Origin of the sequence: Marinobacter sp. BSs20148, assembly GCF_000283275.1 — a bacterium.
GTDB classification, from domain to species: Bacteria; Pseudomonadota; Gammaproteobacteria; order Pseudomonadales; family Oleiphilaceae; genus Marinobacter; species Marinobacter psychrophilus.
In genome coordinates, this window is the sequence record NC_018268.1 from 79,182 (window position 1) to 93,520 (window position 14,339).

15 protein-coding genes and 1 pseudogene are annotated in these 14,339 nt (G+C 55.8%); 12 read left to right on the forward strand and 4 right to left on the reverse strand.

Annotation, left to right across the window (positions count from 1 at the left end):
• Positions 1 to 38: 38 nt before the first annotated feature.
• The 4 genes and pseudogenes from MRBBS_RS19580 to tnpC all read left to right on the forward strand — a co-directional run bounded on the left by MRBBS_RS19580 (position 39) and on the right by tnpC (position 2,603).
• The gene (locus MRBBS_RS19580; RefSeq protein WP_014869389.1) at positions 39 to 215 is read left to right on the forward strand and encodes a hypothetical protein; all 177 of its coding nucleotides are present in this window, start codon (positions 39 to 41) and stop codon (positions 213 to 215) included.
• 29 nt (positions 216 to 244) lie between these two features.
• Positions 245 to 559: an IS66 family insertion sequence element accessory protein TnpA gene (gene tnpA, locus MRBBS_RS00325; protein WP_014869390.1), complete on the forward strand. Its 315-nt coding sequence runs from the start codon at positions 245 to 247 to the stop codon at positions 557 to 559.
• Between the two features lie 5 nt (positions 560 to 564).
• Entirely contained in the window at positions 565 to 804 is a 240-nt protein-coding gene (tnpB, locus tag MRBBS_RS00330) for an IS66 family insertion sequence element accessory protein TnpB (RefSeq protein WP_014869391.1), read from the forward strand.
• A gap of 168 nt (positions 805 to 972) precedes the next feature.
• Positions 973 to 2,603 (forward strand): annotated as a pseudogene (gene tnpC / locus MRBBS_RS00335) (IS66 family transposase).
• Between the two features lie 131 nt (positions 2,604 to 2,734).
• On the opposite strand, the gene MRBBS_RS00340 reads toward tnpC, so the two are convergent.
• Complete coding sequence (locus MRBBS_RS00340; protein ID WP_083846959.1) at positions 2,735 to 3,328, reverse strand: cupin domain-containing protein; 594 nt, start codon at positions 3,326 to 3,328, stop codon at positions 2,735 to 2,737.
• 270 nt (positions 3,329 to 3,598) lie between these two features.
• On the opposite strand from MRBBS_RS00340, the gene MRBBS_RS00345 reads away from it, so the two are divergent.
• The 8 genes from MRBBS_RS00345 to MRBBS_RS00380 all read left to right on the forward strand — a co-directional run bounded on the left by MRBBS_RS00345 (position 3,599) and on the right by MRBBS_RS00380 (position 11,582).
• On the forward strand, positions 3,599 to 3,811 hold the full coding sequence (locus MRBBS_RS00345) for a hypothetical protein (protein WP_014869396.1): 213 nt from the start codon (positions 3,599 to 3,601) through the stop codon (positions 3,809 to 3,811).
• Between the two features lie 345 nt (positions 3,812 to 4,156).
• Entirely contained in the window at positions 4,157 to 5,323 is a 1,167-nt protein-coding gene (locus MRBBS_RS00350) for a branched-chain amino acid ABC transporter substrate-binding protein (protein ID WP_014869397.1), read from the forward strand.
• 126 nt (positions 5,324 to 5,449) lie between these two features.
• Entirely contained in the window at positions 5,450 to 6,370 is a 921-nt protein-coding gene (locus tag MRBBS_RS00355) for a branched-chain amino acid ABC transporter permease (protein WP_014869398.1), read from the forward strand.
• A gap of 4 nt (positions 6,371 to 6,374) precedes the next feature.
• Positions 6,375 to 7,580 carry a branched-chain amino acid ABC transporter permease gene (locus MRBBS_RS00360; RefSeq protein WP_014869399.1) on the forward strand — a complete coding sequence of 402 codons (1,206 nt, stop codon included), beginning with the start codon at positions 6,375 to 6,377 and terminating at the stop codon, positions 7,578 to 7,580.
• Entirely contained in the window at positions 7,577 to 8,359 is a 783-nt protein-coding gene (locus MRBBS_RS00365) for an ABC transporter ATP-binding protein (RefSeq protein WP_014869400.1), read from the forward strand. The genes MRBBS_RS00360 and MRBBS_RS00365 overlap by 4 nt, the downstream gene beginning before the upstream one ends.
• An 8-nt stretch (positions 8,360 to 8,367) precedes the next feature.
• A complete protein-coding gene (locus tag MRBBS_RS00370) occupies positions 8,368 to 9,078 on the forward strand; it encodes an ABC transporter ATP-binding protein (protein WP_014869401.1) in 711 nt (236 codons plus the stop codon).
• Between the two features lie 90 nt (positions 9,079 to 9,168).
• The gene (locus tag MRBBS_RS00375; RefSeq protein WP_014869402.1) at positions 9,169 to 10,299 is read left to right on the forward strand and encodes a M20 family metallopeptidase; all 1,131 of its coding nucleotides are present in this window, start codon (positions 9,169 to 9,171) and stop codon (positions 10,297 to 10,299) included.
• A complete protein-coding gene (locus MRBBS_RS00380; RefSeq protein WP_041634998.1) occupies positions 10,296 to 11,582 on the forward strand; it encodes an amidase in 1,287 nt (428 codons plus the stop codon). The genes MRBBS_RS00375 and MRBBS_RS00380 overlap by 4 nt, the downstream gene beginning before the upstream one ends.
• 375 nt (positions 11,583 to 11,957) lie before the next feature.
• On the opposite strand, the gene MRBBS_RS00385 is transcribed toward MRBBS_RS00380, so the two are convergent.
• The 3 genes from MRBBS_RS00385 to istA are packed head-to-tail and all read right to left on the reverse strand — an operon-like array spanning position 11,958 to position 14,231.
• A complete protein-coding gene (locus MRBBS_RS00385; RefSeq protein ID WP_187290766.1) occupies positions 11,958 to 12,386 on the reverse strand; it encodes an EAL domain-containing protein in 429 nt (142 codons plus the stop codon).
• A 31-nt stretch (positions 12,387 to 12,417) separates the two neighbouring features.
• A complete protein-coding gene (gene istB, locus MRBBS_RS00390; RefSeq protein ID WP_014869405.1) occupies positions 12,418 to 13,215 on the reverse strand; it encodes an IS21-like element helper ATPase IstB in 798 nt (265 codons plus the stop codon).
• The gene (istA, locus tag MRBBS_RS00395; RefSeq protein ID WP_041634999.1) at positions 13,212 to 14,231 is read right to left on the reverse strand and encodes an IS21 family transposase; all 1,020 of its coding nucleotides are present in this window, start codon (positions 14,229 to 14,231) and stop codon (positions 13,212 to 13,214) included. Before istA ends, istB begins: the two co-directional genes overlap by 4 nt.
• Between the last annotated feature and the right edge of the window lie 108 nt (positions 14,232 to 14,339).

Consider the following 14,339-nt stretch of genomic DNA (forward strand, 5'->3'; position numbering starts at 1 on the left):
TTCTGCTTCAACGCTTTTTATAATTACAAGTAACCCACATGACTCAGAAAACGGCGTTTTCCGCGCTTCACTCGTCGCCTGCCACTTCCCGCGAACTTTTTACCGCACTGGCCGCCGGTGCGGTGCTTCTTCTTGTGGTGCACGGCCTTGGGCGTTTTATGGTAAGCGCCAATAAATCAGCACCTACATTCCGGCTCGCCGATTGCACACACTGACTTCCTCACCCATTCCATGAGGAATCAGCATGACCCCAACCGAACGAGCACAGGTCTGGCAGCAGCATATTGCTGACTGGCAAGTCTCCGGCGTGTCCGGCAGCGCTTACTGCAAGCAACAGTCGCTGGTTTACCATCAGTTTGTTTACTGGCGCCAGAAGTTAACCCCGACTGGAGACCCTCCAAAGCAGGCGCAAACGGTCACCGGGTTCGCTCGGGTCGTTTCTGCTCCTGGCGCTGGCATCGGCGGAGCCGATGGTCTGACCGTTTCACTGCCCGGTGGTGTCTCCATCACCGGTTTGCACGCCGGCAATATCGAGTTGCTCGGCGCTGTGTTGAGATAACTGTAATGCGCCACCGATATTTGCGCCCGTCCTTATCGTTGCCAGAGATTTATCTGTACCGGGCACCCGTTGATTTCCGCAAGCAGGCCCAGTGCCTGGCGGTCTTGGTTGAACAGGAGCTGGGCCACAACCCGTTTACCGGAGCGCTTTACGCCTTCACCAACCGGCAGCGGAATAAGATCAAGTGCCTGATGTGGGAAGACAACGGTTTTGTACTCCATTACAAGGCGCTGGCCGAGGAGTAGTTCAAGTGGCCTAAGGCCTCAGATGAGCTGATGCCACTGACGGGGGAGCAGATCAACTGGTTGCTGGACGGCTACGATATTGCCTTGTTAAAAGGGCACAAAACCCTGCATTATGAGGCTGTTAATTAGCCCTTTTATCGTGCTTCAGAGTGTTGTTTTTGCTATACTTTGTCCATGAAATTAAAGCCTGAAGCACCTTCAAAAACACCCGATATCAGCGACCTTTCGGCCGCTGAATTACGGCCGCTGAATTACGGCCGGTTGTCGAAGGTCTTCAGCAAGAACTGACCGCCAAGAGCGCTGAAATCCAACAGCGCGATCACACCATCCAGATTCTCGAAGAACTGCTGCGCTGGAAACGGATTCAGCAGTTCGGCGCCAGCAGTGAGAAGTCCGCACACCAGATTCATCTGTTTGACGAAGCCGAGCTGGAAGTTGAGATTGATGCCCTGCGCGATCAGTTGCCAGACGATGTTGCAGAGGAAGAGGCACCGCCGGCCTCCCGTAAACGTCGCCAGCGTGGATTCTCGGATACACTGCTGCGCGAGCGCATCGAACTGGCCCTCAGCGACGAAGAGAAGGTCGGCGCCTGTAAAACCTTTTTTACCAAGGTCAAAGAAGAACTGCAGTTCATCCCAGCCCAACTGAAAGTTCTGGAATACTGGCAGGAAAAAGCCGTGTTCGAGCAGGATGGTGAAGAGCGTATCCTGGCCGCCACCCGCCCGGTTCATCCACTGGGCAAATGCACGGCCACCACTTCTTTGCTGGCTTACATCATTACCTCAAAATACGCCGATGGCCTGCCTCTGTATCGTCTGGAGCACATGCTCAAACGCCTGGGCCATGAGATCAGCTGCACCAGCATGGCACACTGGGTTATCCGCCTGGATGACGTGTTCAAACCGCTGATCAACCTGATGCGAGAAGTGCAGAACAGCAGTGATTACCTGCAAGCCGATGAATCCCGAATGTACGTTCTGAAAGAAGACGGCAAAACGGCGCAATCTGATAAGTGGATGTGGGTCACCCGCGGTGGCCCGCCAGGGCGACCGTCGGTTCTATTTGAATACGATCCGTCACGGGCGGGAAAAGTGCCGGTGCGTCTGCTGGATGATTTTAACGGCATTCTGCAAGCCGATGGCTATTCGGGTTACGGCAAGGTGTGTCGAGATAACGACATCACCCGAATCGGTTGTTGGGATCACGCCCGGCGTAAGTTCGTGGAGGCCACCAAAGCGGCCAAGCCTCAGGGCAAAGGCAAACCCACGAACGTGTCCAAAGCCGATGTGGTTTTAAGCCACATCAACAAACTCTACGCCATCGAACGCAAGATCAAAGAATTGAGTGTAAGCGAGCGTTACCGCATTCGTCAGGAGCTGAGTGTGCCCGCATTAAAAACACTGAAGACCTGGCTGGAGACCAACGCAGGCCGAGTGGCAAAGGGCACGCTGACCCGTACCGCGATGGATTATACGTTGAACCAATGGCCCACCCTGGTGGGTTACTGCGAACGGGGCGACCTGCAGATCAGTAACGTACTGGCCGAAAACGCCATCCGTCCGTTCGCTCTGGGTCGAAAAGCCTGGCTATTTGCAGATACCTCACGGGGCGCCCGTGCCAGTGCAACGTGTTATTCCCTAGTCGAGACCGCTAAAACCAATAGCCTCGAACCCTCGATTTACATAGAGCATGTGCTAGAGCGTATTGCCAAGGCTGACACACTGGAAAAGCTGGAAGCACTGCTACCGTGGAACGTCGACCTGGAGCGGGCCTCAAAAAATGTGTCGCAGATCGACTGAGGACAAGTGGGTCGATTTAAGGGCGCTGGCCCAACAACTGGCGTTGGTCGGGCCGGTTTGTAGCGCTGCGCTCCACAAACCGGCCGCTGATGTGCATGTCGGCTTTTACCCCAAAAATCCTGCCACTGAGACTAAAACGTAGGGGGCGTGTTTACCCAGAGAACGCGAGCGATGATTCTGCCGGGATTGCGGTAACGATGGTGGCACTTCGATGAAAATGAGAAAGAATCTCCCGTTTGCAGAAAAAATTTGTCCCCGTCGACTTCGAGTTCTAGGCAACCCTCAATTAGATAGCCCAGTTCCTCCCCGTCGTGGCTGATTGTGCCATCGCTTTCCGCGCCGGGTTCGATGATGTGGATGTTCGCCTCCAAGTTTGCACCTTCTTGGGTCGGCGCGAGCCGTTCTAGTGCAATTTGGCCCGGATTGTCCTGGCTGCTAAGCCGAATCACAGGGCGCTCTCCGGCGCGACGCACCAGACTCTCCGACCTTGGTGGCTCGAACAATGCCGCAATACTCGTGTCCAGCGCATGGGCGATGTTGTGCAGTACGCGGAGCGACGGGGCGGTATTCCCGGATTCAATCTTTGAAACCATGCTTTCGGAACAGCCGGCGCCTGCAGCAACGTCCTTCATGCGCATACCTCGACTCATCCGAAGATGCTTCAGTCGCAGTCCCAACTCGCGATGATCCATCCCGGTTCTAGCGATTTCCGCCTCTCGGTCCATCAAGTAATCCTCCAACCTACGAGCGTCTGATTATTCCACATTGAACATCATTTTTGATGCTCGCGGCGATCTTGGCATATTCATTGCTCCGATTAATATTCAAGCCCATGAATAATAGTCACGGGAATGGTTAATCATAGTCAAGTTCTTCGGCAGTCGAGCGCTCTTTCTGTATTCGCGGCGCACTTAGCGATCAGAACTGGCAAAGATTGCATAACGGAACTGAACGGCTTCACTCCAGCCCAAGTTTACACCGGAGAACACAAAACCGTGGCAAAGAAACGACAGGCTGCACTGGAGCGGTATTACCAGAAACACTCCGAGTGCTTCGTGCGCGGAAAACCAGAGGCCAAACGGCCGCCAGAAGCCGCACACATCAACCCGATCACCTCGGAGGAATCAGGCGACGAAATGAGTGTTGCGGTGAACTTCCCGACATTGCCGGCGGCACGCCAGGCACTCAAACGGGAAAATCTACATTAACTTTTTAAAGAACTGTCCATATGAGGTTGACACGCAGGGATAACGGACTAATTTTCATGTACGTGAATATTATGAATGCACAATAATCCAAATCTGACGAGCCACTGGCAATCCTAGGCACTGAATTGGTTTGCGTGCATAGAGACAGTACTCGGTTTAGACGCCGGTTCGTGGAGATAACGGGCATTGAAGAGTCCTCATTTAGTGGGCACCGGCGGTGAAACTGACCAACAGACATTGAAAATTGAGTTCAACTCCGAGCGGACGACTGTGTATAGCACGTATGACCGGCACTAGCCGACGCTTGAATAGGCAACCTGACTGACAAAAGAGAGGTCTCATCTAATGAAAATTTCAGGCATTAAAGTTTTGGCTGGAGCTGCGGCTATTGTGCTGACGTTCGGCCTTGGGTCGGCGCAGGCCAAGGAAAAAGTTGAAGTAGCATTTATCGGACCGCTGACCGGTGGTGTCGCCGCTAACGGGATTGGTGGGCGGAACTCCGCGGAATTGGCGGTCTCGCTCCGCAACAAGGATCCGGACGCTAAATACGAATATGAGCTTCAAGTGCTGGATAGCGAATGCAAGTCCAATGTAGGTGTGCAGGTGGCCACTAAGGCCGCTGCGGATCGTAAAATCATTGCCGGAGTGACGCATTACTGCTCTGCGGTCGCAATGGCAACGGTGGATGTCTATCACCGGTTCAACCTTCCGATCGTGGTCTGGGGCGCGGTTTTGCCGGATGTGACCTACGGCAACAAATACCCGGAAGTTCATCGGGTCAACGGCACGATGATCAACCAGAACGAAACGGCCGCGAAGTTCATGACCGGCAATGGCTACAAAAAATGGGTAATCATCCATGACACCACCGACTACGGAAAGGGCCACAATAAGTACTTTTCGAAGTTTCTCACCGAAGACGGTGGCAAGATTCTCGCAACCTTTGGTGTTTCCGCCGATCAGCAGGATTTTACTGCGGTACTGACTCAGGCAAAGGCGCTCGACCCGGACGTGATTTACTTTGGAGGCCTTACGCCGCTGGGCGTACGTATTCGCCGACAGATGGAGAAGCTCGGAATCGATGTTCAGTTTGAAGGTACTTCCGGCATAGTCTCCGATGCCTACCTCGATGGTCTGGGTGATCTGGCCGAGGGTACGGTTGCGTTCATTGAAGGGGCGCCTATAGACAAACTCCCCGGCGGTCGTTTCTTCAAGGAAAAATACGACGAGGCTGGTTACGCGGATCCGGCGGAAGCCTACGGCCCGTTTGCTTTTGCAGCAATGAATCTGGTTCTCGACACGATTGAGAAGGTCGGACCTGACCGTCGCAAGGTGGTCGATGCTCTTTCCGAGGTTAAAGACGCGGACTCTATTGTCGGCAAAATCAGCTTCGATGATCACGGCCAGAACATCGTCGCACAAATCACCAATTATGTGGCCCAGGATGGCAAGTGGGTGGTCTGGGAAGACAGCAAGTACGCCACAGGGGAACGCAGCCTGGTCGGCCGCTGATTGCCCTACGGCTAATAATCCGGGGTCTCGTCAAGGGGCCCCGTTGGATTTTTAACGCCGAATTCTGACTCCTGCAGGACGCGAGCTCAGGATTCGGATTCGCACTAAGCTTTGAGGTGTTTGCCAATGGACGTCGGACTTTTCGGTCAGTACGTCATGAATGGCGTCATGCTGGGAATGATGTATGCACTGGTGGCTGTCGGATTCACCCTGTTTTTTGGGGTGCTGAACGTTATCCAGTTTTCTCATGGTGACGTGTTAATGGTCGGATCGTTTGTCGGGTACACGGCGATCCTGGGCCTTACCGCGATTGGGATCGACAATCCCGTTATTGAGTTGCTGGCCGCGGTTCTGGCTGCTGTTGGCCTGGTTGCAATGCTCGGTGCACTGATCGCCCGATACCTGGTCCTTCCGCTACGATCGTCGCCGCCGCTTAACACACTGCTCATCACTCTCATGCTTGGTACTGTGCTGCGGGAAAGCGTGCGTCTCTTCTTTCCCGACGGTTCCAACCCAAAACGTTTTCCATCTTTGCTGCCCACCGATGGCTTCAATTTCGGCAGCTTTACATTACGGGTCGATAGTGTGTTGCTCTTGATAGCCGGCATCGCCGTAATCTGGGCTATCCACCTGGTGATCAATCGGACCCGTCTCGGGTTAGCGATCCGCGCAGTCGCCCAGGATGAGGAAACGGCAATGACCATGGGCATCAATTTCCGCCTGGTCGTGCTGGTGACCTTCGCGATCGGTTCGGGCCTGGCCGCGTTTGCCGGTGTGATGAATGGGCTGTACTACAACGAGATCAACTTCAGTAATGGCCTGTTACTTGGCGTCATTGGTTTCGCTGCGGCGATCGTCGGCGGCCTCGGCAGCATCTACGGGGCCATTCTGGGAGGATTCCTGTTTGCGGCTCTGCAGACATTTGGTTCCGTGGCGCTGCCGTTTGCCAGTGCCTACAAGGACGTATTTGCCTTTACAGTGGTGATCGCAATCATGGCATGGCGGCCCACCGGTCTGATCGCCGAGCGCGAAAGCGAAAGGGTTTGAATTAATGAAACAATCACCTGTAGATATTAGTACGCCCGCGGTGGGTAGACTCCCGAAGTCTGCCCGCGCCCTCGGGATCGGGCTGCTTGCCGCAGCTCTTGTAACGGGTTACGCAATCTGGTTCCTGCATACCGAGGATGAGCTGACCGTTGGGTTTTTGCTGGTATTCGCCGTTGTTGCAACGGTTATTGCTGCCAGAACGGGTACGTTCCGTCATGTAGAAAGAGCCTTCAGCCAGCATGAGAAGGTCATGAACGGGGCTGCAATATGCGGCGTTCTCGTCATAGCCGGCGTGTTCCATGAAGCCCACTTCACTTTGCTGATGATTTCCACCGTATTGCTTTACATGCTCGCCGGCCTCGGCCTGACGATTCAGTTCGGGTATCTGGGGCTGGTGAACCTCTCCGGGGCCTCGTTTCTCGGCGTCGGTGCCTACACGGCTGCGGTGATGATCGAGCACACGTCTGTGCCACCTCTGCTGATTCTCCTTGCAGGCGGGTTGATGGCCGCGCTGGCGGGCGGGCTGCTCATCCTCCCGGTGCTTCGCACGAAGGGACACTATGCGGCAGTGGTAACCATCGCATTCGCCATCCTGTTCAAGAGTTTCCTTGAGGTGAACGATACCCTCGGCGGTGCGCAGGGCCTGTCGACAGGGGAGATGTCGCTGTTTGGCTGGGGGTTTAACTCCAGTATTGAGTTCGCAAACGGCCTCTTCATTTCTTTCTACTTCCAGTACCTGTTGCTCTCATTGGCGCTCCTCGTGGTGGCATTTGCGCTCACCAAGCGTCTTGAGCGGTCATGGATCGGTCTGAGCATGGATGCCGTGCGCCTCGATGAGACAGCCGCCGCCTGTTACGGACTGAACATCGGGCGCTGGAAGGCGCTGGGCTTTACTCTGGGCAATTTCCTGATCGGTATTGCCGGCGCTCTTTACGCAATGATGCTTGGTTTTATCGCCCCGGCAAACTTTGGTTTCAGTGACTCGCTGATCCTGGTGTCCATCGTTCTGCTGGGTGGCATGGGTAATCCCTGGGGCCTGGCGGTAGCCAGCGCGATCGTGGTCATCCTGCCTGAGAAATTGCAGATGATTCAGGAGTACCGGTTCCTTCTGTTTGCCTCGCTGGTCATATTGATTCTTTTGTTCCGCCCCGGTGGGCTTTTGCCGCGTGGCATGCGCAATTACATCCCGGGATGGAGTGGCAAGTCATGAGCGAAAAGGACGTATTGCTCTCCTGCGAGGGCGTGACGCGACGTTTCGGTGGGCTTGTTGCACTGGACGACCTGAATCTCGATGTGAATCAAGGCGACATCATGGGCCTTCTCGGGCCGAACGGTTCCGGCAAGACCACGTTTTTCAACGTTCTCACTGGCATTTACGACTTCAGCGATGGCCGGGCATTACTTGATGGCGAGGACATTACCTGGCACAGCGCCCAGGCGGTTTACCGGGCCGGCATCGCACGGACCTTCCAGCGCTCACGCATGTGTCTGTCGCTGTCTCTGCTGGACAATATCCTGGTGGGCGACCACAAGCGCCTGAACTTGGGTCTTGGCTTCAACCTCTTTCGGCGAAGTGCGTTTGCCCGGGATTTTGAGCAGAATTTCGAGCAAGCGCGTGACCTGGTAAAGGTTTTCAGCCCGGCGCTCGCGGATTGCATGTTTGATGCGGTCAGCGGGTTTCCGATGCTTGACCGTCGCCGCATCGAGATTTGTCGCGCGTTGATCAGTCAGCCAAAACTATTGCTGCTCGATGAGCCTTCGGCGGGCATGACGCACGAGGAAACGCACCAGCTAATGGACGACATCCTGTCGGTCCGGGAGCACACGCCCGAACTCGCCATCATCATTATTGAACATGAGATGAGCGTCATGGAGCGAATAACGGAGCACTGTACAGTGCTGAATTTTGGTAAGAAGATCTGCGAGGGCTCCTACGAGGAGATTGTTCATAATCCACAGGTGCGCGAAGCGTACCTGGGCATCGAGTGAGAACCGCTATGTCCGAAGGACTGAAAGTCGATGATGTGTACACGGGGTACGACAAGGCCGATGTGCTTGAAGGCGTTTCGCTGGAGGTAAAGCCCGGTAAAATAACCTGCCTCCTCGGCTCCAACGGCGTTGGCAAGACCACGCTGATCCGATCGATCCTTGGGCTGACGGCACCACGCGCAGGAGAAATCACCTTTCACGGTCGCAAAATAACCGGACTGCCTACGCACAAGGTCATCTCAACGGGCATTTCCTGTATTCCGGAAGGCCGTAAGGTCTTTCCGAAACTTACCGTTGAGGAAAACCTGCGTCTCGGCGCCTATCAGGTGAAATCCGAAGTGGAAATTCGGAAGCGTATCGAAGAAGCCTACGAGATTTTCCCACGCTTGAAGGAGAGGCGCCTTCAACTTGCCGGCACCATGTCCGGTGGTGAACAGGCCATGCTCTCAATCGGACGGGGGCTGATGAGCTCCCCGGATCTGCTGCTTATTGACGAACCGTCACTGGGTCTGTCCCCGCTGTTTGTGAAGGAAAACTTCCAGGTTATCAAGCGAATCAACGAACGCGGTGTGACCGTGTTTCTGGTGGAACAGAACGTCCGCCAGACACTTGCAATCTCCGATTACGGTTACGTGCTGAGTAAAGGCCGTGTCGCGGCGGAAGGTGACGCCGCGTCGCTGCAGGACAACGAAGATGTCCACCAGGCGTATTTCGGTTGATGCCCGGTACCCGGAGGGTGACGCGGCCATGTTCCCGACTGCGGGAGCAGGACCACAGATTGTTCACCAAAAGACAGGAGAGCAAATGTTATGAAAGCGACAATCGACCCGATTGAGCTCACTCAGGCTCTGATCCGTTTCAATACTATCAATCCACCCGGTAATGAGCATGATTGCGCACATTATCTGGGGACCCTCCTCGAAGATGCAGGGTTCCGGGTTTCCTACCCGGAGGGCGAGGGCGGGCGCACGAACGTGATTGCGCGGCTCGGTAACGGCTCGGGAAAACCCATCTGTTTTACGGGTCACATCGATACCGTTCCCCTTGGCGGTGAGCCCTGGCACGTCGATCCGTTTGCGGGCGATATCAAGGACGGCAAACTATACGGGCGCGGCTCGACTGACATGAAAGCGGGCGTGGCCGCGTTCGTTGCAGCCGCCATTGATCTTGCCGATGAACTCGATAGCGGACCTGGGGTGGTGCTGGTCATCACCGCCGGCGAGGAGACCGGCTGTGAGGGCGCCCACTTTCTGGCGGAACAGGGCGATGTGCTCGGCGAGGCCGGCGCAATGATCATTGCTGAACCGACCAGCAACTATCCGATGGTCGGCCATAAGGGCGCTTTGTGGCTGCATGCCATCACAAAGGGCGTTACGGCCCATGGTTCCATGCCGCAGTATGGCGAGAATGCGGTGTACAAGGCGGCGCGGGTGACCAGCAAGCTGGAGCAGTTTGAGTTCGGTCGCCCTGAGCACGAGGTGCTCGGCTTCGACACGCTGAACGTCGGGACCATCCATGGTGGCATGAACATGAACTCCGTGCCCGATCTTTGCCGGGTCGGCATCGATATCCGGACAACCCCGGGGGCTGACCATGCGGCGTTGAAATCGAATCTCGGCAATTATCTCAGCCCCGACCTGAGTGAACTGAAACCGATGGTTGACCTCAAGGGCATCTGGACAGAGCCGCAGCAGGAATGGGTAAAGGCTGTGTACGATATCATGACGCCGATTCTGGGCGAGGAGCCCGAACCGCGGGCAGTAACCTATTTCACCGATGGCTCGGTGCTGACTCCCTATTACGGCAACATTCCGTCCGTGATTCTCGGCCCCGGTGAGCCTCACATGGCCCATCAGACCGATGAATTCTGTTACGTCGAGCGTATCGAACAAATTCGCTTGGCCTATCGAGAGATCATGGCTCGCTGGGCGGCAGCATGACCCCTGAAGCGGGGTGGCGCTCGGCAACGGAAGCCCGGGCGGACATTGCAGCCGGCAGGCTCTCCAGTGAGGCTGTCACACTGGAGTGTCTTGAACGAATCAAGGAACGGGAGCCCGAAATCCAGGCCTGGGCTCACCTCGATGAGGGGGCGGCAGTCGATGCTGCCCGCCGAATCGATCAGTCCACTAATAATGGGATATTGCGTGGACTTCCCGTGGGTGCCAAAGATCTGTTCGACACCCACGACATGCCGACGGGGTGCGGCTCGCCCATATACGCGAACCGCCAACCTGCCTCGGATGCCGCTGCCGTTGCGTTAATTCGCCGTGCAGGCGGTCTGGTGTTGGGCAAGACCGTGACCACTGAATTCGCGTTCTTCTCGCCCGGCAAGACACGCAACCCACATGATCCGACGCGCACGCCGGGCGGTTCCTCCAGCGGGTCAGCCGCCGCCGTCGCTGACGGCATGGTGCCGTTCGCCCTGGGGACCCAAACCGCGGGATCCATCATCAGGCCGGCGTCCTACTGTGGCGTATTTGGCTATAAACCGACCTACGGTGACGTCAATACTGCCGGGCTGAAGCCCGGTGCCTGGTCACTCGATACGGTGGGTGTATTTGCCCGCAATGTTCCGGACGTGGCGCTTCTTGCGTCCGTCCTCAGCAGTCATGAACTGGAGTTGCGCTCGACGGATTCGATGCGACCGAGGATAGGCCTGTGTCGCACGCCCCAATGGCGTTCAGCACTACCGGAGACGGTGGACGCGTTGGCCTCGGCGATAAAAATCATAACGGATGCGGGGTGCGAGGTATCCGAAGTCACATTGCCGGAGCAGTACGACGACCTGCTCGAAGCGCAGTATGCGATTATGACTTTTGAGGCTTCGCGAGGCCTCAGCTTTGAGCGCGATGCTCACGGAGAGCATTTGAGTCGTCGTCTCCGAGAACTGCTGGACGAAGGTTCTCAGGTCTCGCACCAGAAATACATCGACGCAAAACACAAGGCCGCTACCTGCCGTGCCGCGCTGGATGACGTCTTCTCGGACGTTGACGTCCTGCTGGCGCCGAGCGCACCGGGTGAGGCACCGGCTTACACCGCGGGTACCGGCGACCCGATCTTCAACCGCATCTGGACACTGCTGGGAACCCCTTGCCTGAACGTCCCCGGTATGACCGGACCAAACGATCTCCCCGTCGGCGTTCAGCTGATTGCCCCGCTGCACGGCGATCGACTGTTGCTGGAGGTCGGGCAGTGGCTGGATCGGGCGTTCCGTGCGAACTGAGGGAATGATCACTGGAGGATAGCTAAAACCTCTGGTGCCGAAAACTGGGAAACCGGGAAGGATTGATTTTCTCCCATGCAAAGCCATGCTGCAGGGCTATCAAAATAGTCCTGCCCCGGTTTTTTGCAAACACCTAATAGGAGCCTGCGGGTCCTCAAGGTGAGCAGCAAACGACCGGATCATCGTCGCAGTTTCCTGTGCTCGTGGTTTGTCGGTCGTCCTGCGTACGCGAAGGTTGGAATTTCAACGCGTATTCAGGAGCACACTCATGTCATCTGCCGCTCAGGCATCCTCCCGGTCTGCCGAAGTCACCGCAGCCACGGCCTGGACTTACCCCGGTGCAGTAGTGGATCTTCCTCGGTCCTTTGCCCATTGTTAATGATCTTGCAGAGCAAGCGGTCTTGAGTAGTAAAAGCCCTGAACTAGATCCGCTCCCAGATCGGTGACAATCTTCCCTTGCTGCTCTGTTTCTATGCCCTCTACCGTGACCTCAAGCTTTAATGCCATAGCCATAGCAATCATGGATTCCATGACTGTGCGTGCATCAGCGCTGACTTCTAGGTCAATGACGAAAGCACGGTCGATTTTCAGCCCAGTCAGTGGTAACTGGGACAGATATTGAAATGAGGAATAGCCAGTACCGAAATCATCAAGACTGACTTTGAATCCTTGCTCACGCAGCTTTCTTATAGCAAGGTTTGCGTGATCAGGGTCCTGAATTAACGCGCCTTCTGTGATTTCTAGCTCCAAGGATTCTGTAGAGTAAGCGCTGCCGGATGCGCCGGAGACTTCCCAGTCTGTCAACGCCAACTCAAAACTGACCCACCCTTGGCGTTTAAGTATTGGTTAATAGGTTTTGGCTGCTGGTTGAGATCGGTGCGGTACCCGCCATTTTCTTATCCTTCAATCGACAACTTTCTCCCCGGATTTGGACGATGTGCGCGTGGTGTAACAGCCGATCCAATAGCGCAGCGGTTAATGTCGTGTCGCCATAGAAGGCACTGGCCCACTGTGAGAATGGGAGGTTACTGGTGACGATGACACTGCCGTGCTCGTAGCGTTTGGCAATGACATTAAAGAACAGATTGGCCTCTTCGCGACCAAATGGCAGATAGCCGATTTCGTCGATGATCAATAGCCGTGGCGCTAAGATACTGCGTTTTAAGTACTGATCCAGACGTTCCTGTTTTCGGGCAATAACCAGTTGCAGCATCATGTCGGCCGCGGCAATGAAGCGCGTTTTAATGCCTTGGCTGACGGCTTTGTGGCCCAGGCTGATGGCCAGGTGGCTTTTGCCAACGCCACTGGGGCCCAGAAGCACCACGTTCTCTGCTCGCTCTACAAAGGCCATGCTCGTCAGTTCATTCAGCTGTTTACGCGGGGCTCCGCTGGCGAACTTGAAATCATAATCTTCAAATAACTTTCGCCCCGGGAAACCCGCGAACTGCAGCAACGTCTCTCGGGATCGTTGTGACCGGGCGTTCAGTTCCAGGTGCAAAAGCTGTTCCAGGAAGTCAGCCAGGGTGCCTTCGTTTGAAGCAGCATGGTCGGCGATAGCCGCCCATTCACTGGCCAAGGTATCAAGTTTTAGGCTTGCGCAGGCGTGCTCGATACGTTGATGTTGCAGGTTCATAGGCGAGCCTCCAACAGCCGGTCGTACACGCTGAGGGGGTGCTGAAAGCTCTCTGTCGGAACAGGTCGGATTGAGGCCGGCGCTTGTTGTACCACCGGTTGTGGCCGTGATGGCAGCGGCGCGAGTTCAAAGCGCTCCTGATCCAGCCGTATCTGAGGTTTAACACCGGTGGTGCCGTGAATGCGCTGATGCGCTATTAACTCAAGCCAAGGCCCTATGTGCGCGTTGGCGGTGGCCACGTCCAACCTCAGTCCAGCCTGGTTCAGGGTGGCCGCCAGAGGCGTGATGAAGCTGCCCTTCAAATAACCATTGAAGCGCTCAACCTTGCCCTTGGTGCGAGCTCGGTAGGGCCGGCAGGCGCGGGCGATAAAACCGTAATCCTGAGCCGTCGCCAACAGTTGAGCATTCCAGCGATGGCGGCCTTCGTCGTAAGCATCACGCTCGATCATGATGGTCTTGGCGTTGTCGAACAGGATCTCTTGGGGGACTCCGCCAAAGTAATGGCAGGCCTCTTCGATGCCTTGCAACCAGTCTTCCTGGCGCTCGTGCTCGGAGAACCGGACGTAAGTGGCGCGACTGAACCCCAGCGTGGCCACAAAGGCTTTGATCTTGCGCCGGTGACGGGAAATGGTCGTAAAGTCGACCTGCATCTGTTTGCCAGGTGGCGTCTCAAAGCGAACCACCGGATCAGATTCAACGGTTTTGAAGTCGGCAATGTAGAACTTGAGCCGGCTGATCCCGCCGGCATAGCCGCGATCCTGAATCTCTCTTAACAGCACGGTTGCCGGTATCCAGTGTGGCTTCGCGGCTTCGATCCGCGCCAGCAAATAGTCTTTATAGGGATCCAGCTTAGTCGCTCTCTGCGTTCGGTCTGGATAGGTGGGTACCACGCTCAGATCCCGCAGATAGCGGCGCACGGTGTTGCGGGAAACGCCCAGTTTCTGAGCGATGGCGCGAATACTCTCGCCCTGACGATGCAATACATGAATTTCCACAAGTGTCTCCTGAGTCAACATCGGCCGCCCTGATCATGTTATTAGGCGGCTATTTTGCCTCAGGTGGGTCAATTTTCAGTTGGCGCTGGTGGGTCAGTATTACTGTGGCGGTGACACCAGTCAGCAATA